Raw genomic sequence first — 20,693 nt, 5'->3', positions numbered from 1 at the left:
TGCCCCTTACACGCTTCGAGCAACCCTTGATTCAAACAGCGATCGGAGCTGAAGATCCGGCATCACTCTGACATCGCCGGCGGTGATGAACTTAATGACCGGATAGAGACCGGCTTCGCGGTTGACTCCGCCGGTCGCGCTGTCGAATTCTGCCGCACTCGTCAACAGTCGCAACGCCTGAACGGTTGCTTGCTCTTCCGACATCGCACTCAGCGGCTGATCGCCCCATGTATTCAAGTAATGAAGAATCCCTCGGATGGTCGATGAACCGGACCCCGATACCGCAAATTCCACTCCCTCAAACTCCGCGCCGAGAATATCGTAAAAGTAGATTTTCGCTGCCTCTTGCCCGGCATCGTAACCGGCAAAGATCGGGGCCACGGCTCCGGTCCCCGCTAAGGCTGCCGCGACATTCTCCTTCAACAATTTGGAGAGAGCCCGGAGCTTTCCCTCAAAGCTGAGCTCTTGGAGCTGTGTCCGCCGATAATACTTGAAAGAATGTTCGAGGATGCGCGCCATTTCATAGGCGGTCGCCGGCACTCCGGCGATCGCCATAACACTATGTTGGTCGATCTCCAATACCTTGTCCGTGCGGTCGTACATCACCATATTTCCGGCGGTCGCGCGACGATCTCCAGCGACCAGAACGCCTTCGCGATACTTAAAGGCAAGGATGGTTGTGGCGGTCGTCAATTCCTGCTTTGTGCCGGCCTGTCCCGACGATCCGAACACGTATCCTTGTTCTTTCAAGAGCTGATAGAAATCGCCCTGCATCCCCATGCTTTTCACCGTGATTCGTTACTCGAAATTCGTCAAACGCAGGAAATTGAGTTCCGTCTTTACAACATTTCAGGATTCACGATTAACGTTACTCCCCTGTCCTCTGCCGATACCGCTCCGCCTGTTTGGGATCAACTTTCCGCATCCGCTTCATCAGAATATCCTTGTCCGGCGATCCCGTGTCCGGGCGGCGTGGCCCACTTCCCTCTTCCGGGCTGGGAGATTTCGGCATGGGATCCACCGGCCCCTCGCGCCGTTCCGGCATCATGCTGTGTTTCATGTCTCCATATCCTTTCTGCGGCTCCAGGTTGCCAGCGCATCAGCCGGTGAATGGGCATGTTGGAAGATGTCCATACACCGTCTGACTTCCCGCGGATTAAAAAGGTCCCCCATGTCCAAATTAGGGGTGCCAAGCCCGCCCGCAAACTGGATCCGCTCCCACTGCATCGACTTAATCTGATCCGAAAATTTCTGCACGCAGAGTCCACGCAGCCCGGCACGAGTATCGCTCGGACCGTTCTGAAACGCCTCGTCAATTGCCTCGTCTGTCGTCATCCGCCAAACTTTCCCCTCTGCCTCCAACCCCAGGTAAAGCCCCTGCTCGGGATCGACATTGTGATACTCCAAGTCCAGGCTGGCCAACCAGGGATCGTCCCAGCCGATACGTTCCTCCTGCATGAAGGTTTCGAGCAACCACTGTTTTGTGACCCAGTCCAGCTTCCCCACCAACTGCGAGCGGTCTTGCGCCAACAAACGTAAAGTTTCACCCCATTCCCTCAACAGCCAATCCGATTCCTCATCGGATCCGGCCAACTCGCGACCTGCCGCCTCACAGTAATACTCTTGAAGCTCTAAAGCTGAAAGCCTCCGTCCGTTTTTGAGACGAACCTCAGCTTTCAGGTCCGGATCACGCGACAACTGTTTCACGGCTGCCACCGGCTGATCCAGCTCGATGTTCGGCATAGCCCCTCGCTCGATGAGGTCGAGCACCAGTCTGGTCGTGCCCACCTTCAACGCTGTCGCATACTCGCACATGTTGGCATCGCCGATAATGAGATGGAGTCGGCGATATTTCTTGCGATCAGCGTGGGGTTCATCTCTGGTGTTGAGAATCGGTCGGTCATGCATCGTATCGACGCCCAACTCCGCTTCCATAAAGTCGGCGCGCTGCGAGAGCTGATACTGTCCTGGAACATAACGAGACTCCTGTGCTTCAGTCCCCACCTTTCCCGCACCGGCGATCAATTGCCGACTTACCAAGAACGGCACCAAGCCGGCAACGAGAGCCGGAAAGGGAACAGCTCGCGAGACAAGATAGTTGTCGTGACATCCGTAACTGTGGCCATGGAAATCCGTGTTGTTCTTATACAGTCGGACGTGATCGCCTCCGAGCGCTCGATTACGGCGTTGGGCGGCGCACAGCACAATACGTTCCCCCACACGATCCTGAGCCAGCAGATCTCTCAGGGTCCGGCACTCAGGAGTCGAATACTCGGGATGCGTATGGTCGTTGTAGAATCGCGCGCCGTTCGGCAACACGAGATCGCTCTTCATTTCATAGAATGAAAAGGGGCGATGGGCATCCACCTTCGCAAACTCATCTTCTTCCTTATCTTGCTGGAGACCGGGGACGCGAAAGCCACGAGCATCTTCGTGGGGATCTTCGCCGGCATAATCCCACCGGCGTTCAAAGGAAGCTTCCAGATAGGCCCGCACCAATTCCATCGATTCCACGACCGGATCTATCTCTGGTACGTCATCCCTCGTAATCCCATACTCGGTTTCGATGCCAAAAAGCCGCATGGTCCGTTAGATGTGAACGGTAACGCGTGAAACAGGCACCATCCTGGCCCTCAACCTTTCACCTTTACATCCCACATTTCACGCCTTTAGATGATCTGATTCACGGGTCGTTCTTCCGTCTGACGCCCCCGCCGGAACGAGGAAATTCCAATCACCTGTTCCGGGTGATGATCCAGCAGCTTCAGCCACTCCTCCGCAGCATCGTCAGGCGGCAACATGTCACCCTCTCGAAATTCCTCTGAGACGGAATCCAAGAGGTCTTTGGCCTGCAGTCCTGACTGCTGCCCCGACTGAACGGTACGATCGATCGCCTTTTCCTTGGCACGCTGCACGATCGAGGCCAAGATAGCTCCGCTCACCAAATCACCGCGATACAACACCTTGTTTTGCCCGCTCCTGAGCCGGATCGACAGCAGCCGATTATCCTCCGTTCGATGGAAGATCGACTCGATGATGTCTTCGACGAGCGAGGCCACTGCCTGCACCTGCTCACCGCCTCGCTCTTTCACCAGCACTGAGTCCAGCGGCAGATCCACAGTCAAATAGACCTTCAGAATCTCGGCTGCAGCGTCCTTGTTCGGCCGACTCACTTTGATTTTCCGATCGATCCGGCCTGGGCGCAGTACCGCCGGATCGATCAAATCAGGGCGGTTGGAGGCTAAAATAATGACGACGTCACGTAGCGATTCGATCCCATCCATTTCGCTGCAAAACATCGGCACGAGCGTATTCGAGATATTGAAGGAGCGCATGGCGCGTCTTGTCCCCAAAATCGACTCCGCCTCGTCGATGAAGATAAACGGCAAGGCGCCGTCCTTGCGCCTCGCCCGGGCCTGTTCGAAGAGATCCCGAACCATCCGCTCGGATTCTCCAAGCCACATGTTGAGGATTTCAGGCCCTTTCACATGCAGAAATGCTCCGCTTATCACCGGCGAGCGCTTAGCTGTATCAGATGTCTGTTCCTGCTTTGATTCACTGACCAGTTTGGCCAAGCTACCGGCTGCCGCTTGTCCGATGAGCGTCTTCCCACATCCAGGCGGGCCATAGAGCAGAAAGCCCTTCGGCTGGGAAAATTTGAACCGTTCGAACGTCTCCGCATGCAACAGCGGATACTCGATCGCCTTTCGGATGCCGGCGATCGCCTCGTCCTGCCCGCCGATCTGATCCCAAGTGACTTTCGGGGTTTCGTCGAGAAGATGGCGGCTTGCTTTGCGATCCTGCATTTTTTCGATCGCCACACGATGGCTGGGATCAATGCGAATTTCATCGCCTGCCTTGAGCTCCGCAGGGACGAGATCGGTCGACCTCTGCAAGATCAACGATTGCCGGCCCATCTCCTGCTCAAACCGCAATCGTCCGTCGGGCATGGCCTCGGCCAATTTCAAGATAGGGCCGGTACGATCGTACCCGAGCGTCCTGATCACGGCGTAGGCTTCGTTGACTAGAACCTGCGTTCCGATTTTAAGATCCGTACCGGGGACCCGGGGGTCCACGTTGGCATAATACTCGGCCCCACCGACGACGATGCGGGCGAGTCCTTCATCTGGAACATCAAGTAAGGTGCCGATACGATTGGCCGGTGCCGTCAGTTTGGCGACGACCTCGCTCACTTTCTTGAATTCCAGCTCACGTTGTTGATGGGCGGCTTGAGACAGCGTCACCGCATGACGCAACTTATATAGCAGTTTCTGTCGAACATCCCCCTCCGGAAATGCGGCCAAACATTGCTCAATCAATTCGAGCGGATCGGTGCCGGTCTTCTGCGATGGCTCATCTCTCCGATCCTTGAAATGATCTTGATCAGGAGGTCTGCGATCACTCATACCTGGTCCCTCACGACGCTTGACCACATGATCCTAACACAGAGGTGTCCTGCAATGCCTTCACACTAATTGACCGCCTGAAGAGTCACCGACACTTTTTCACGCCGATTTTCCCGCACAATTTCCACGCTCACTTCTTCACCGACTTTGTGCGCTTCCATCACGTCCATCAGGTCATCAATGGTAGTCACCGTCTTTCCAGCGACCGAGACGATAACGTCGCCGAGTCGGATCCGCCCGATCCTGGTTTCACGAGCCCCCTTGAGCCCAGCGCGATCGGCCGCACCGCCGCGTGTTACTTTGCCGATGATGACTCCGTTGATCCCCCATCGCTTCGCCATTGCGTCCGGCACGAGTGAGACACCCAACCCCGGGCGGATGAGCTTGCCGTGCTTGATGAGTTCCGGAACGATCCGATTCACCATGTCGACGGGAACGGCGAAACCAATCCCGGCATAGGCTCCGCTCGGACTCATGATTTGCGTATTGACGCCGATCAATCGCCCAACCCCATCGAGAAGAGGACCGCCCGAATTACCAGGATTGATCGCCGCATCGGTCTGGATTACACCTTCAATCGTCCGATTCGACAGGGATTTGATGGTTCGTCCCAACGCACTCACGACTCCGGTCGTCAAGGTATGATCGAGCCCGAATGGATTCCCGATCGCAAGTACCTTCTGCCCCACCCGCAAGTCATGCGAAGCACCGATCGCCAACGGCTCCAGATAACCATCCAGCACCTGAATTTGGAGTACGGCCAGATCGTGATCGGGATCGGCCCCGACCAGCTTCGCCTGGTGTTCACTCCGATCGGCCAACGTAACCTTGATCGCGTCGGCACCATAGATAACATGAAAGTTGGTGACGATGTGGCCTTGCTTGCTCCACACAAAACCGGACCCTGACCCTTGAGGCACTTCCATGACGTTGAGCGACCAGACATCTTGTTGTATTGCTGTGTTGGCAATGAACACGACGGATTTGGTCGCCCGTTCAAACACCGCGATCGTTGATCGTTCATCGGCGCTTAGTTCAACCGGAGAGGGCGTCACCGGGCGTGGCTTCCCTTCAGGCCCGTCATAGACGGCACCAAGCGGCTTGCCCCATTCCGCCGCATTGATCGGTGAGGCAAGCATCGATGTCACCAGGAGGAGCGTCATGAATTTGGCGTGGCTATTCACCAAGAACCTGCACGACAAGTTCTCGGGTTCTGGGGCGGGTATCGAAATCCACCACCACGATTTGTTGCCAGGTGCCGAGCAGCAGTCTGCCGGCTGCAAATGGAACGGTGATGGAAGGCCCTTGAAGTTGCCCTCGAAGATGGCTGTGGCCGTTGTCTTCGCCGGGATTGACCGTATTGTGTCGCCAGCGGGGGTCAGGAGGAATGAGCCGGTCCCAAAACGCTTTCGTGTCTGCGCGAATCCCTGGTTCGTCCTCAATGATCAAGACGGAGGCGGTGGTGTGCTTGACGAAGACCGTCGCAATTCCGGCTGTAAGATGGGAACCAGCCAACGCATCGGCAACGGATTTCGTGATGTTATCGACCTGCGTGCCGCCTTCCATACGGATCGTCAGCGAAACAGTGTGGACCGCCATCATCCTCTCCAATCCGCAAGGCTGCGAAGGTAACGGCGGTTGCTCCGCGTCAGTGGCTTGCCTCGCGCTTTTTCCAGGACAGCATCGAACGCGCCTTCAGCCGTCAGCAATCGTACGGCGCTCAAGACTTGTCCGCTCAAAATGCCTTCTTGCCCCAGCTTGTCGAGATAGGCAAAAGCCTCCGGCAAGCTCTCTTTGTTCCGAGCATAATAATCGCGTCCCCGGCGCTGATTACTGTAGGCCTCAAACTGTTCGCAGGCAACGAGGACCTCCGACAATTGCCGCACCCATGCCTTTGCCTTAGCCAGCTGCTCTGGATAGTAGTAATACAGCATCACCTGCTGCATCCAAGGCTGCCACTCGATACCAAGTGTCTTCAGCTCCGGCTTCACCGCACGCAATCGTCTGGCAAGGCGTCGAGCATAGCCCAGCCGCATTTCGATCTGCTCGACGGCCCACGTGTCCATGGGTACGCCGGAGGCGATCAGATCCTGGCGATACAAGGAAACGAAGGCTTCCGTCTCCCGGCCATACGTCGTCTCCGGGTGAATCGCCCGCCATTCACGAGGTCTCGTCGGAATGTCCCGCTGCTTGGCCCAAGACCAAATCGTTCCAAAGAGTTGCCGATCGAGGCCGGCGCGACCCAAGTCATGCAAAAGGCAGGCAATGTGATAGAGCCGTATCCGGTTGCGCGGATGGCCTAATCGATCGGCGACGGTGACACACATCTTCGCCGTTCGCATGGCATGTGGCCGATCATAGCCGCGGATTGTTCGCCCTGCTCGATGGGGGTCCGGATAATCGTAGAGTTTCATGAGGGCTTTCGCGAGAGAACGGGAGACTTCCAGAGTTTCCCGTCGACGGGAATCGGATAGAGCCATAGTTCGTAGCGAGAGCTTATTGATCAAGCGAGCCGAGGCGAGAATATCGTCGGTCGAAATGACGTGTCAAGGCGAGTCGTGGGAAATCGGCTCGCCCAATATCATGGACTTTGCTATGCTTACCTATTGGCGCGCACGTAAGTACATGGAAATGGTGTACTGGTTACAAACCTGTTGTCTCGTCGCAGCTTCGGTCATTGCCATGGAACCGGTGTGCGGCTTCGCCGGATCATTGGACCAATTGACCGATCTGACCGGACGAGTACAGGCCATCGTGACATTGAAGGGTCGCGACAACTTCACCAGCGAATATCGCTACGACGTGACTGTCAGAAACCTGTCACCGGATAGCATCATCAGCGACTCACTGATCATCGTGCTGGACAGGATTACCAACTTGGCCGGGGAGGACCGAGAGGGGCTCACGGGAGAGTCCTTCCTGAAACGATTCGACGTGCTGGACCAAGATGGCCAAACAGCCGATGGGAAGCCATACTTCCACGTTCCGACTGGAGCTTCCCCGGACCTCGTACCACAAACCGACAGTCTTCCCGCCGTGGTCCGGATCAGGAATCGGGATTATGTGGCGGTCTTTACCCCATCGTTCAAGGTTCTTGGACAGAAGCGGCCCCCTCCCGAAGCAAAGCGAAAATCTACACCGACACTTGCTCCCGAGGCTCCAGTGGCAGCCAATCAGAAGGCCGTCGATAAGCTGATTCAACTACTGATCAAAAAAGGCGTCTTGACTGAAGAAGAATGGCGCAATGCGAATCAGCCATGACCGACCCGACATGCAAAGCTTGTCTCGGAATATGGCCAAGACAGGACCATTTCATCGCAGACATCGGATTGTCGAAGGTCTACCTCCATGATGACCAATTCTTCCCCGGCTGGACCGTCGTGGTCTTCCAGCGCCACGCCACCGAGTTATTCCAACTTGCCCCCACCGAACGTTCTCAGCTGATCGAGGAAGTCAATCGGGTAGCCAAGACGTTAGCCGAAGTCTACCAGGTCAAAAAGATCAACTATGAACTCCTTGGCAACCAACTTCCCCATATTCATTGGCATATCATTCCCCGGCTCTCGAGCGATCCAGCTCCCCTGGAACCGGTCTGGAGGGTACCGCATGAGCCCCATCTTCTGACGGGAGCGACCCTTCAAAAAGCTATCAACCGCCTTACAGACCTTCTTCGCAAGTAGAAACACCGTTGCAGCGATGCTTCCAGCAGGATCGACAATTCCCCCCGAGAAGCAGACCATGCGGGTCGGAACTGAGATACAATGTTACACAGGAACGCCCGGTTGCGAAGTCCTGGCCTCCACGGACTCAGCGCTTCTTGCTGACTAGCTTGTGTGCAAGATACAACATCGCCATCATCCCGACGCTGATCGATCCTGTCATGAGAATCTCGAAAGGAAACAGGTTGTGTGAAGTGGGATCGCGGAGACCGTCGACCACGATTCGCATAACGACGAACACCATCATCGCGCCCGGAACAGCCGCCGCGATTCTCCAGGCCCCGTGCCATCGCCATACTCCCCAGGCCGGCAAGCCAAACCCTAGGAGCCCGGTTGCGAGCACGGCCAGGAGGAATCCGGTCATGAGGGCTTGATCGGAGGCGCTGACAGGCTCCTGCCTCCTGGCTCGATGGGCTTCGGCCTCGGATGCTTTGACACGTGCGTTCATCTCGGCAATCCAGGCCGGCTGAGTCTGTGCATCCGGCACCTCGCTGCCTCCCACGACATAGCCGCGCCACACAACGACAACGGGCGTATTGGAGACCCTACCGTCGCCCGCAGTAATCCTGACTTCATCCACCATGTCCCCGGGCGCATGAAAAAAGAACCAGCCATATGTCTCTCCCTTGCCTGAATATGTCTGCGAAGGGTTGCTGCCGACATTGGCCGGCTTGCCGTTGAAGTACGGCCTAGCCCAGATATGGACAGGCTTGTCCGTCTCATACACCAGCCTGAGATAGAAATTCTGGTTCTTCCCCAACGTGACGTGATCACCGGGCGGCCAAGTCTCGACAACACGAACCGTCGTATCAGCTCTGACACCATCAATCGGCAAGAATGACAATGGGAGTACGATCAGAAATACAAACAGCCGCAGAGGCATGAAGCTCTCGGCAGAGACTGGTTTCTGACATCGGCATCGCATAGTACTCCTCAAAGGATTGGCGAAAGAATACGACCCGTTGCCCACGACAGAACTCTATCAGCAACAGACTTGCAGACAAGGAATAGTTGGAAAGCTTCTGGAAAGCCGACGGACAAGGGCTAGAGAGACATGCATGTATGAGACGTGACTCGGAGCACGGCTTCTTGCTGGAAACGCGTCTTGTAAGTCACGATAATATCCTGAAGGGCCTTGTTCGACGCGGGATCATTCGGATGAACAAGACTCAGGACATACGAGGGCTCGCGAATGATCTCACCGGCGGCCGATCGCCACTGGCCGGAGGCCCGCCAGGTCGAGAGTCCTTCGGGGAAACGTGGAGTGACTATCTCGCCAAGAAATTGCGTCCAAGCCTCCGGCGTGACATGACCGGACGGCGTTGCCGTACCGAAATACAACAATTCCTGCACTGCAAGCTGCCCAGCGGCGCTGCACGGCGCCATGTTCATTGCCCCACAGCCTGTGATCGAGACGAGGAGCAGCAAAACGCCTAATGGATTCTGAAGCATGCTGCGATGGACTATTGGTTCTCTGGGATAGATCAGACCAGTTGAATCAACCCGCCAGAAGATCGGGCTCCCGAGTTTCTATCTCACCACACCTTATGAAGATAGTGGCCCATGAAATAAATGCAATCCACCGCGACGATGGTGTCGCACCTTTCGCCGGGATTCTCGACGGCAAGCAAATCCACACATTGAATGGTCAGCTTGTCCTTCAGATCGGGTAAGGTGTTGAGCCTGGGTGATAGCAGCGTCCGAGTAATCACCCCAAAGTTGAACAACCGGCTTTTGCGGACAGATATTCGGTGATACGGCCATTGGAGCAGCCGATTTCAAAGACCTCTTCACGTGGTTTCAGGAGTGAAGTCTCTGCTATTGAACAGCGGTAGGCCTATCAAGTGCGTTCAACGGATCCCATGGCATGTCCAGGAGCAACTGTTCTCCTCGATACTTGTCCCTTAGATAAGCAAACGGCTCTGGCCGTGGAACTGAGAGTGGAGGAACGTTGCCGAAGGCTCTGCCGAGAGTCTCAACCAGGAGTTCGTCGATGGCATGCAATGAAGGATCATAGCCGCCCGGCTCCCCAGGGATCTTGACGGCAAACAGCGTGGATAGCCCATCTCTATAATCGATCGGCGTCAGTTGGCTTTGCTCCTTCGCTATCGGTTGTCGGAGGCCCAAGCGTCCACCGTGATCCCCATGAACCATAACGATTGAATCATCAAATATTCCGGACGATTGCATCATCTGGAACAATTCATCCAACCTGACATAGAGGCACCCCATCTGCCTCAAATATTGGTCGTAACGAATCCTTCTGTCTTCGGAAGTGCGCAACTCCAGAGGAACGCCCTCCAGGTCATCCATTGATTCCGGAATCGCCCGCGGCGAACAATCCTCCCGATACACGTAGGGGAAATGCGGAAGCATGAGATGCACAAACAACATGTGCCCCGGCGTCAGTTGCTGAATCTTGTCGGATACCGCGTCCATCGCCACCAGCGCATTCACCGAAAATGGGTGAAGGCGTCGCTTTGTCCAGAGAGATTCACGATCAATGGCCGGACCGACCACCCCTCGCGAAAGCAAGAGCGGACGTGCCCGCTGTTCATAGAGATCCAGTATAGCTTGATATCGAGTGTAACTGGCCACGAAGCTAGCCAGCACCGTCGTCGTCTTCGTAAGTAAGGGGATGTCCAGCTTCGCCACATTACTCAAGGTAAACCATCCAAATTTAGCGCAGGAGTGCGGCTGCGCATCTGGGCTCGAACAAAAATCTACATAGTCCCCGTGTATAACATGGATCCGATACCCCATACTTTTCAGCAATTGAAAATAGCGGTTCTGCTGCAAGGCGTATGGAGGGCGCTCACCCGTAAGAAATACCATGTTGACGCTTTGCGCTGAGAAATTCACCAGATTCGGGATTGAGTCTTCCGTGTCGAGGTAATGACTGTATGCTCCACCGTACAGCTCAAAACCGTAACGTTGATAGAATTGTTTGATCTTGCGCTTCAGCTCCCTGGCATAGTCGGTATCGTCGGGGATTCCCTCGACACCAAGATGTTCGTCCAGGATGAGATGGATGAGCCGGGGTGGACCATCTGTCGTCGCATCCATGCGTGGCGCAGCCAAGACAGGATCGGACGCGTCCCCGAATCCATTGCGCAGGAAGGTCGAAATCACAAACACACAGAGAAACGCCGTTACTGCCAAGGTCATGGTCTTTTCGAAACGTCGCATCAGAACCACGAGTATTCCAAAAATAACAAGAAGCGTAATGGTGCGACTCTGTGCAACCCACTCAAATTGATAGTCGGCAGCAACAGCGAGAAGGCCGCTCACACTCATTGCGTATACGAGTCTTCCGCCGGCACAGCGGAACAACCCAATCACCCCCGACACACACAACATGCCCGCAAGGATGAGCAAGATTTCGGGACTCATCAGGGGATAGTCCCGTTTCGTCAAGTAGACCGCAAAGGGACTGAGCAACGTGAGGAACGGGAAGGTAATCGCGAGGAATACTCTGTGGTCGAGCCAGAACGTCTCCGAGGACTGCTCCGGATTCACAGGGGATGCTCTCGGCGGATTCCCTCATATCCGTGCCGGATGTAACTCACGAGGGTGCGGCCGTGTTGCCCGACTTGTAGAACACGGTCGATCCGTGCTTTTTGGCCGATGCGATCCGTGAAAAATCCCCACGTGTAGGCTTCAAAGATATCCGCCCGAAGCGCCAGGAGTTTCTTCACCATAGGATCTGTCTTTGGGACAAATTCGATGATCCCACAAGGAGCAAGGTCCACTAGCCAATCCAAGAGCTCCCCAAAAGGAATGTTCCGTGAAATAGCCAGGTGATGCACTACCGCGAGAGCCACTAGGGCATCCGCGGATCGACGGGCACCAAGCCCTTCTCGTTCGATTCCCAGCCACCCTTGGTCTGGGCTTACATTGGCCATGTCCATCACAATTGATTGGATAGGAAGCTGATCTTTACGTGCCTCGGCGTAGCAACCGTCGAGTGCACCTTGATCGAAATCGAACCCGACCACGTACTCGGCGCCGCCTTCTAGGGCCGCCTTGGCAAAGACTCCAGCATTACAACCAAAATCCCACAACTGCCGAGGGCGATGCTGCGCAGCAAAGTCGCGCACGAAGGCCACTTTCTCACCCGATTCGGCGGCCTGATACGAGTTATCCTTGGCATAGTCCTGCCAAGTCGATTTGCTTGTTTGAAGAGGCTCAATGCTTCTGATCCAATCGCGCAGGCCGGTGAGCAGCTTGCGATACGCTTGCCGGGGGAGGCCCCCCTCTCTCACGGCATTTTTGTCGAGACCCTGCCCCTGTAAAGTGGACTCAGTCGATCGTTGCAGCCAGGACTGGAAAACAATATGCGTTAACAAATTCTTCTTGAGGTAGTGCCGCCAGGTTAGTAACCGGCTCAATTCAACGACCGGAATCCCTTCCAGACTCCCACGATACCAGGCGTTGTGGAAAATGCCGAACAGCGACCGCAACAAGAGCGGACTCAGAAACTGCTCGCAAAACTGCCGATGCCCCGCCCACATCTCGCCCTGTTCGTACCTCCGAAATGAGAGATGGTCAATAAATGTAGGAGTGGCGCCAATGAACTGGATATTGTATGCAGAGGCATCAGACAGTGTCACGCCGTGGTCAAGAGCAGTCAGCTGAATATCTAGATGCAACAGGGCCGCGGCCTTGAGAGCTGGAAACGGCCATTCGTAAGGAAACGATATAAACGTGAGTTTCGGCACCTCAAGCACATAGGATATTGATTCGTCATCTCCATCCGACAAAAGAGGCCGCTCAATGAGCTCGAAAGGCAAGAGATGTCCCTCTCGCATGAGCAACTTGAAGAGTCCGGACTGGTGAACGAAGTCGAATTGCTCTTTCCCCGCATTGGTTACGGTACGAAAAATGCGGTCACCATGGCGATAGACGTACCCACTAGGATCTCTAAAAGACCCACCTACCCTGGTAGGTCGAGTGTCGGCCATCGTCGACTTATTCATGACGATTCGTTCTTTCGACCGAACCAGGAGTGATACTTGGTTTTGACTCGATCCCAGTACAACTTGGCAACAACCCCGATTCCGGCGATACCTCCGAGAATGAGCTGGAGTAAGGCACTCCCGCTTCCGGGATCAATGTACGCATGAGCATCAGAGACGAAGATGCTGCTGAGAAGAATGAACAGGCTACCAGACGCTCCAACTGTCGACCATTTCAGCATGATGTGTCTCCTAACTTGATTAAAGGGTGAACCTTGTCCAGCCATTCGGATGGGCTTGCTTAGTCAGAGAAGAAAATAACCTGGACCAATAGGTTCCTTGCATCCACACGCGCATTTTTTGCAAGAGAGGACAAACGTCCGACACTCTAGGTAGGACCCCGCGGACAAAGACCGACCCACATCAAAGAGAAAAGGGAAGACCGCATTAGATAGCACCCGACATCGTCAACTATGAATCCTACTACTGCGAAGAGGGCATGCTACGCGCTTCGGGTACCACGATGCAAGTCCAAAGTCTCACTCCGTAATTTTAAGCCGCCTGCCCGATAGATCTACACAGCCGCATCCTCAGCAGATAAAAAGGTGTATCGAAATGGATATCAAGCGGACGGAAGCGAATCATCGGCTTGGAAAAGGAGTAATCACAGATGGCGGTCGTTGTTGAACCCCGCTCCTCACTCGATTGCAGATCTATTTCTCCTCTTGTCCTCTTGCCCACCTATTGCCCATTCCCAACCCGATTGGCGAGGGCTTGTTATCCGAGTTTTATTCTGTGACACCCGAGGAATGATGCACAGAGACCCATCATCCTACCTCAATGCGAAACTACCTGGCTCTCGTTCTGTCGATGTTCCCCCCTCGGCTTGCTCCAATTCCCGTCGCGTTCGAGCCTCCGTGAAGATGTTCCGTAGCGCTTCACGACGCGGTTGCCAATGCTTCTGGGCCACAACGTCCATCCGTCGGTCGACCCGATCGGACCACCACCAGACCAGCCCACCAAGGCAGGCGTAGATGCCGCCGATCACGAGATTGGGATAGGGACACCATTGAGCTACGGTCTCCGCAGCCTGTGGAAAGGGCGGCAAGGCATACCACCAACCGACGGCAGGGATCGAGGCCGCCACGAAGCAGTAGTAGGACATCTTTCCGCTCTTGATGGTTCCGGTCATGCGTTCCAGCAGAGACTCATTCCCTGCCGGCTTCATGCCTGTCTCTTCACCACGCCCAATCTCACGCTCAATCGTCCACAGAATCCGGTCCGAAGGCCACGACTGTTCCTCATTTGTACAGACCACCTCACACTGAACGGGAAGATTGATGGGAGCATAGCACCCCGTGCCGTTGGCAATCCGTTCAAACAAACTGACATGGATCTTCGGCAAACCCATATGGTGATCGCGACAGAGTTTCACGATGTCACGCGGCTCCCAGCGATAGTACGCGCCTAAGCCAGCACGGGCATCATAGAGCTCGTCATGCACGTCTTGGTGTGTGTGGACGTACTCGCGGTCCGCCTTGATAAAACGTAGCCCGCAGAGCTCAGCCTCGGCCATCATCCAATCCAAAGCCACCAGAGACATGCCGTGCTTCACGTAGCCGCCTCCCACGTTGGAGTGCACACCCGCGAACCATACCTGATCAACCTGAGCAGCAGGTATGTCCTTTTCATTCCACAATTCCGGGTGAAAAGTCCGACGATCGTCGTCGATCGATAAGGCGTGGCAGGCACGGATGATGCGGCTGCTGGGAGTCAATTCAGAAAACCGCATGGGATAGATCCAGTTGAACAGATCGCGTAGCTCCTCAAACGGCATCCCGACTGCGCCGACCGTATCCCAGACTCCCACAAAATCTATGGTCACAGCCCCATCTGGCGCATGTTCATCGTGGATGATCGCGCCGCACGCTTCACGTCGCGCTCGGTCTTGCTTGACCTTGTCGGGCGACGGCTGATTCTTCCGCCGCTCGCTTTCCGTCACCCTCTGGAACGCCTCGCGCCGAAACGCCGTCCAGCATTTGTTCACGCAATGCTTGAGTGCCGCATGGCTGACTTTCCCCACATCCAAAATGCCGCAGTACTGGATGAGCCCCGAGAGAGCCCTGACCGTATAGGCTCCCCGACTGAACCCAAAGAGGAAGATGTGGTCGCCCGGCTCGTAGACATGAATCAATTCCATGTAGAGTTCTTTGACGTTCCTGCGAAACCCATAGCCGAAGGCGCCGCCGATCAACTTGACCGGAGCCAGCCGCGACGTGCCGACTCCGTCATCATAAAATGCCACTTGCGGCCTCAAGGTCTGGTCGTACTTATGACCCTGGATATCAACCGCTTCGTACAGTTTGAAGACGTTGGTCCCCCGCGCTTTGATGGCGGTGTTGCCTGTTCCATCTGAACACAACACGATATTTTTCCCTGACATGCGATCCTCCCCGTCTTCTCCCCGGATTTACTCCGCCGCTGACTCGTCTTCAGTACAAGAAAGACGTTCCACTTGTGGTATCAGCAAACTTTGCACCAGAGGGACTGGAGAAGTATCTGCTTCTATATTAAGGTCTTACGAAATAGAACGGAGGTTGGGAGAGTGCTACAACGATGGTTCTGTATCTATAAGGATAACAGACTGTATCGGAAATGATTCAAGGCGGGGCAGCTGGATCACCGCGTGACCGTACGAGGTTTCAGAAGCAAACGGACTTACCCTCCGGTTCGTCGAGCACTCTCTCGGCTTGTGCAATCGCATGCTGCAGTATCTTCAGCTTCTTCTCTGTTTTCTTCTTTTTCTGCAAACTGTCCACATAACGGGATGCCGCCAGCGTTAAATCCTGCAACATCTTTTTCAAATCATGCTCTTCCGTAAATTCCCTCGATGCTGAGACTCGAGCCAGCGCCAGCCGTCGGCGCGGACCTATATACGGTTCAGGAGCGATCGGATTATCTTTTTCGAGCTCCGGCCGTCTGAATATCATTGTAATTCCTCCATGGAGGTAGGCACGGTACCATAACACCCAGGCGGGTTATACAGCACCCATCCTGCCCTTCCGCTCATGATTCTTGCCCCATCCATGGACCAGGCTTTCCTACGTTCAGCTTTCGGGTCCTCGTACCCGCTTCCATGAAGGAACAAAGGCCGGGGTCACTGCCGCATACTGCTCATAGGCCTCGCCAAATTGCGCACGAGCCTCTGCTTCCTCTTCGTGCGCAAGCAGGACATACATCCCCACGAGCACAGGGAACATGACCAGCGTCGGAAAGGTCGGCCACTGGAGAAGAAAACCCAGCATAATGATGATGAAGGCGGCATACTGCGGATGCCTGACCAAGGCATAGGCTCCACTTGTGGCCAGGGTCTGCTCGCGCTGCGCCCGATACAAGACGCGCCAGGACACCGCCAGCAGGATCAGCCCTATGAAAACCAGCACCTCGCTGAGAATATGCACTGGATCAGAGTGCGCGGGGCCAGGGATGCCGAGCAAGACATGCCAGAAATGGCCGGTGTCGTGAGCAAACGGATCGACCTCCGGATAGTGGTTCGCCAGCCACCCCGAAAGCAGATACAAGCTCAGGGGGAACCCATACATCTCCGCAAATAGGGCCACGATAAACGCGGAGAAGACTCCAAGGGATCGCCAATCACGTCCGGTCCGAGGACGCGTGAAGCTCAGCGCAAAAAGAATAAAGAACAGGGAATTAATGAGGACGAGCCACCACACCCCGTAGGCTGCGTCATTATCCATGTGTCCTCTCTCTGCCGTCATGTGCCCTGTGTCGAAACAGAAAGGCGGCAGCCTCCTTCAATTGCTACACCATACCGTACCGAACCAGAGTAGGTCAGTCGGCCCTTATTGAGAACGGCTCTCTTCCTTCCGGCGTTGTCCAGACTGGAAAGGGACCTGGCCACGCTTGCCTACTCTTCTCCGGGGGAGTAGTCAGCACGAGAGGCTGCTGAGCGGTTCAGTTCCTCGTCGTGCTCGAGCGGACAACCGCAAGTGCCGCTCATGGTCAATAAGCAGGATGGAGGAACAGGGCCTCAACGGGGACAAAGGAGTAACCCTCCTCACGTGTGGCCAAGAAGCTCTGTTAAAAAGCGCTAGGCTCTGATTGACGCAATCGAACAGGGCCGGTGGGAAGAAATTCGGATGGCTTGATAGGAATTTAGCGCTCTTTTTTACTGCCGCTGACCCTCTGTTTTTCTCTGCCTCTGTTCTGCTTTATGAACTCATGATGGTCTTGAGCACAGACCAGCTCACCGTCTACCCGTCTTCAACTTTGCGTAATGAGAGCAGCCTTTTGGCTCCCTGAGATCGCAGGCTTTCCCGTAATACTTCAGTGCTTCAGTATCGTCCGATTTGATGCCCCTTCCAACTTGATAGACCATGCCGAGATGGATACAGCCCTTCGCATCCCCAGCGTCACAGGCCTTTCTGTAGAGGTGGATGGCTCGAATGTCGTCCTGCTTGATCCCGGTCCCCTGAGCATACATCAGACCGAGATTGGAGCAACCCCTCGCATTTCCACCGTCACAGGCTTTTCGATAGAAGTCGGCGGCTTGAAAGTTGTCCTGCTGGACCTCAGTGTACATCACGCCAAGGTTGTAGCAGCCCCTCGGATTCCCGCCGTCACAGGCCTTCCTATAGAAATCAGTTGCTTGAACGTCATCCTGAGGGACCCCAGCCCCTTCGGCATACATCACGCCAAGGTTGTAGCAGCCCCTCGCATTCCCACCGTCACAGGCTTTCCGAGAGAAAGCAACGGCTTGAGCGTCGTCCTGTGGGACTCCGATCCCCTCAGCATAGATCACGCCAAGGTTGTAGCAACCCTTCATATGCCCCCCATCACAGGCTTGCCTATAGAAGTCGATGGCCTCAAGGTCGTCCTGTTGAACCCCGGTCCCCTCAGCATACATCACGCCAAGATTGAAGCAGCCCTTCATATTCCCACCGTCACAGGCTTTCCGAGAGAAGGCAGCGGCTTGAACGTCGTCCTGTGGAACCCCGATCCCCTCGGCATACATCACGCCAAGATTGGAGCAACCACCCGCATCCCCGCCGTCACAGGCTTTCCTGAAAAGGGCTGCAGCTCGAGTGTCATCTTGCTTCACCCCCTCCCCTTTCAGAGACAACAACCCGAGGGAGTTGCATGCTGTTGCAGTGCCTTTCTCGCACGCTGCTCTCACTTGTTGCGGTTGGTCGGCTGCCTCCGAAGGGCTCATCCCTGCTGAGACCAATGCTGCGAAGACAATGAATGCGTGAGGAAGAGGGCGAACCGTCATCTGGGTAACCTCCGAAAAAGCAGAACGCCTCGAGCGGAACGAAGTCTAGCGAGACGGACGATCAGATTCAAGGCGGGAAGCTGGAACCTATATCAGAGCATCAACCTGTGATGGGATTCGGTCTCTGCCTCGCAGATCCGTTCGCGAATACGTTGTCAAATTGCCAGAGAAAATACGGTGCATCGGTGCGGTGAAGGCTTTTTACACCATTTGGATTCCAGATTGTTCATTTCGATGGCTGTTCCAGATTCCTCTCGCCGCCCGCAGTCTTGCGTGTCATGACCCCATACACCCCGTTGCAAAGTGAATCGCGAAGGCGATACGATCTCTTTCCCGCTTTTTCTTTTCCTTCATAAAGAGGGGAACGCGCCAACATCGGTTTAGGCTTGGATTCAGGTGCTTCCGCCTAAGCCTCCTGAGCGGATTTCATGCGCACATGAGTGAAGTGAGGCCCATTGGCGGGGAATCCATTTGTGGTCACCGCACCTTATCGATTTGTGGGTGAAACATGATCATCAGGTTATCCGCCTTTGCTCTTGTCTCCATCGTCATGCTATGCGGAAACATCCCGGTTTCCATGGCTGTTGAAGATTCAGACGGCCAGTCATCGCAAGACGAATTGAGTGTGGCGAGGAATCAACTCCAGCAGGCCAAGCACAAAATCGATGAGCTCGAGCGACAACTCAAGCAACGGATCGGTGAGCTCGTTCTCCAGCTGCATGCCAAGGATAATGAGCTCGCAGCCCTGATAACCAGCGGCCACGAGACTTCCAAGCAGCTTCGAGATGATCTTGCGTCCCAGACTGAGGAGTTCAACAAGGCCAAGCGCCGTATTGCCGAACTCGAGCAACAGTTGGCATCGGCGGGAAAAGGGCAAGAACTGGCGCAGGCCAAGCGCCGTGTCGCCGAAGTTGAACAACAGATGGCGAAGAAAGAGCAAGAACTGGCGCAGGCCAAGCGCCGTGTCGCCGAAGTTGAACAACAGATGGCGAAGAAAGAACAAGAACCGGCGCAGGCGAAGGCCCGAGGCGCTGAGACCGAACAACAGCCGGCGAGGAAAGAGCAAGAGCTGGCGCAGGCGAAACACCGTGTCACCGAAGTTGAACAACAGATGGCGGGAAAAGAGCAGGAACTGGCACAGGCCAAGCGCCGTGTCACCGACGCGGAACAGCAGATAGTCGGGAAAGAACTAGAACTGGCTCAGGCTAAGCGCCGTGTCACTGAAACCGAACTGCAGATGGCAGAGAAAGAGCATGAACTGGCCCAGACCAAACGCCGCGCCGCTGAAGTGGACCAGCAGATGGCGGGAAAAGAGCAGGATTTGACGCAGGCCAAGCGCCGTGTCACCGAAGCCGAACAACAGACGGTGGGGAAAGAGCAAGAGCTGACGCAGGTCAAACGTCGTGTCACCGACGCGGAACAGCAGATAGCGGGAAAAGAACTGGAACTGGCCCAGGCCAAGCGCCGCACCGCCGAAGCGGAACAGCAGACGGCGAAGAAAGACCAAGAACTGGCACAGGTCAAGGAGGACCTCAAACAAGCCTCGCAAAAGCTGGCGGATCTCAACCCTCAACTCACGGCAAAAGACGCGGAACTTGTGCGCACAAAGCAATTGCTGGCGGAGCTTGAGCTCAATTCGTCCAAACAAACCACGCCACCTTCCGCTCAAGAAGAACCTCCCTCGCTTGCGCTGCTACCTATCGATCACAATCTCTCCTTGACCAACCTGCTCGGACCAGACTCTGAGGTCGCAGATGATGGGGAAGCATTCCTATCGAATAGCGAGCTCGGCAAAGTAAGCGAAAGCCTTGCGAACCTATTACAGCCCGAACTCAGGAAGGGCAGTGCTGCCTTGAAGCAGCGGGGAAATAGATTGACCCTCGCATTGGCAGCCGGTGAGTTATTCCCCCCAGGTGACGCGACGGTCACCATCGGAGGCGCCTCGCTGCTTGAGCGGATCGGCGTCGTCTTGCATGGATTCCGTTACCAGAACATAGAGGTAGCCGGGCACACCGATAACCAGCCGCTCCGGAACGACCCTCGGAAAGGCTTTCGGGATAATGCCGAACTCTCTCGGACCAGGGCCGACCATGCCGTTCAGGTACTGGTCAGCGGCGGGCTAGGGGCCGACCGAATCAAAGCAGTGGGGTACGCAGATAGCAAGCCTATCGCGACGAATGATACTGAAAATGGTCGGAGTAGGAACCGGCGAATGGAAATCGTGATTACTCAGTGGCCGGAACCGGGTGGCACTGTGGGCGACGGAAAAGCGCAAGCAGGTAAGAAACCCCAGGATTCCCCTGTCAAACGGTGACCT

At 55.3% G+C, this 20,693-nt stretch carries 19 protein-coding genes; 3 read left to right on the top strand and 16 right to left on the bottom strand.

The features are described 5' to 3' along the window. Positions 1-6 precede the first annotated feature (6 nt). The 7 genes from P0119_15460 to P0119_15430 form a co-directional block, all read right to left on the bottom strand. The gene (locus tag P0119_15460) at positions 7-780 is read right to left on the bottom strand and encodes a proteasome subunit alpha (protein ID MDF0667455.1); all 774 of its coding nucleotides are present in this window, start codon (positions 778-780) and stop codon (positions 7-9) included. A gap of 88 nt (positions 781-868) precedes the next feature. After that, on the bottom strand, positions 869-1,060 hold the full coding sequence (locus P0119_15455; GenBank protein MDF0667454.1) for a ubiquitin-like protein UBact: 192 nt from the start codon (positions 1,058-1,060) through the stop codon (positions 869-871). Beyond that, positions 1,057-2,583: a proteasome accessory factor PafA2 family protein gene (locus tag P0119_15450; protein MDF0667453.1), complete on the bottom strand. Its 1,527-nt coding sequence runs from the start codon at positions 2,581-2,583 to the stop codon at positions 1,057-1,059. Before P0119_15450 ends, P0119_15455 begins: the two co-directional genes overlap by 4 nt. 86 nt (positions 2,584-2,669) lie before the next feature. After that, on the bottom strand, positions 2,670-4,406 hold the full coding sequence (locus P0119_15445; GenBank protein MDF0667452.1) for an AAA family ATPase: 1,737 nt from the start codon (positions 4,404-4,406) through the stop codon (positions 2,670-2,672). Positions 4,407-4,471: 65 nt separating this feature from the next. Then, positions 4,472-5,590, bottom strand: coding sequence for a trypsin-like peptidase domain-containing protein (locus tag P0119_15440; protein ID MDF0667451.1), 1,119 nt, complete (start codon positions 5,588-5,590; stop codon positions 4,472-4,474). Then, positions 5,583-6,008 carry a secondary thiamine-phosphate synthase enzyme YjbQ gene (locus P0119_15435; GenBank protein MDF0667450.1) on the bottom strand — a complete coding sequence of 142 codons (426 nt, stop codon included), beginning with the start codon at positions 6,006-6,008 and terminating at the stop codon, positions 5,583-5,585. Before P0119_15435 ends, P0119_15440 begins: the two co-directional genes overlap by 8 nt. Next, positions 6,005-6,820 (bottom strand): HD domain-containing protein, encoded by an 816-nt coding sequence (locus tag P0119_15430; protein ID MDF0667449.1) that lies wholly within the window; start codon positions 6,818-6,820, stop codon positions 6,005-6,007. The genes P0119_15435 and P0119_15430 overlap by 4 nt, the downstream gene beginning before the upstream one ends. Before the next feature lie 124 nt (positions 6,821-6,944). Between P0119_15430 and P0119_15425 the strand changes: the two genes are divergently transcribed. Next, complete coding sequence (locus P0119_15425) at positions 6,945-7,667, top strand: hypothetical protein (protein ID MDF0667448.1); 723 nt, start codon at positions 6,945-6,947, stop codon at positions 7,665-7,667. After that, positions 7,664-8,086, top strand: a complete 423-nt coding sequence (locus P0119_15420; protein MDF0667447.1) for an HIT family protein — start codon at positions 7,664-7,666, stop codon at positions 8,084-8,086. The genes P0119_15425 and P0119_15420 overlap by 4 nt, the downstream gene beginning before the upstream one ends. A 127-nt stretch (positions 8,087-8,213) precedes the next feature. Here P0119_15420 and P0119_15415 read toward each other — a convergent pair whose 3' ends face one another. From P0119_15415 to P0119_15375, 9 genes are all read right to left on the bottom strand, one after another. Next, entirely contained in the window at positions 8,214-9,008 is a 795-nt protein-coding gene (locus P0119_15415; protein ID MDF0667446.1) for a hypothetical protein, read from the bottom strand. A 161-nt stretch (positions 9,009-9,169) separates the two neighbouring features. Continuing rightward, positions 9,170-9,517 carry a DUF3574 domain-containing protein gene (locus tag P0119_15410; protein ID MDF0667445.1) on the bottom strand — a complete coding sequence of 116 codons (348 nt, stop codon included), beginning with the start codon at positions 9,515-9,517 and terminating at the stop codon, positions 9,170-9,172. 426 nt (positions 9,518-9,943) lie between these two features. Then, on the bottom strand, positions 9,944-11,644 hold the full coding sequence (locus P0119_15405) for a hypothetical protein (protein ID MDF0667444.1): 1,701 nt from the start codon (positions 11,642-11,644) through the stop codon (positions 9,944-9,946). Beyond that, positions 11,641-13,104, bottom strand: coding sequence for a class I SAM-dependent methyltransferase (locus P0119_15400; GenBank protein MDF0667443.1), 1,464 nt, complete (start codon positions 13,102-13,104; stop codon positions 11,641-11,643). Before P0119_15400 ends, P0119_15405 begins: the two co-directional genes overlap by 4 nt. After that, positions 13,101-13,325: a hypothetical protein gene (locus P0119_15395; protein MDF0667442.1), complete on the bottom strand. Its 225-nt coding sequence runs from the start codon at positions 13,323-13,325 to the stop codon at positions 13,101-13,103. Before P0119_15395 ends, P0119_15400 begins: the two co-directional genes overlap by 4 nt. Before the next feature lie 590 nt (positions 13,326-13,915). Continuing rightward, complete coding sequence (locus P0119_15390) at positions 13,916-15,526, bottom strand: DUF2235 domain-containing protein (GenBank protein ID MDF0667441.1); 1,611 nt, start codon at positions 15,524-15,526, stop codon at positions 13,916-13,918. A 259-nt stretch (positions 15,527-15,785) separates the two neighbouring features. Beyond that, a complete protein-coding gene (locus P0119_15385) occupies positions 15,786-16,073 on the bottom strand; it encodes a hypothetical protein (GenBank protein MDF0667440.1) in 288 nt (95 codons plus the stop codon). A gap of 117 nt (positions 16,074-16,190) precedes the next feature. Further along, entirely contained in the window at positions 16,191-16,841 is a 651-nt protein-coding gene (locus P0119_15380) for an isoprenylcysteine carboxylmethyltransferase family protein (protein MDF0667439.1), read from the bottom strand. Between the two features lie 509 nt (positions 16,842-17,350). Continuing rightward, complete coding sequence (locus tag P0119_15375) at positions 17,351-18,316, bottom strand: hypothetical protein (GenBank protein ID MDF0667438.1); 966 nt, start codon at positions 18,314-18,316, stop codon at positions 17,351-17,353. A 568-nt stretch (positions 18,317-18,884) separates the two neighbouring features. Between P0119_15375 and P0119_15370 the strand changes: the two genes are divergently transcribed. Beyond that, positions 18,885-20,690: an OmpA family protein gene (locus P0119_15370; protein MDF0667437.1), complete on the top strand. Its 1,806-nt coding sequence runs from the start codon at positions 18,885-18,887 to the stop codon at positions 20,688-20,690. Positions 20,691-20,693 lie beyond the last annotated feature (3 nt).

The organism is Nitrospira sp., assembly GCA_029194665.1.
Taxonomy (GTDB): Bacteria; Nitrospirota; Nitrospiria; order Nitrospirales; family Nitrospiraceae; genus Nitrospira_D.
Note: the sequence above shows the minus strand (reverse complement) of the source record. Positions and strands in the feature narration are given on the sequence as shown.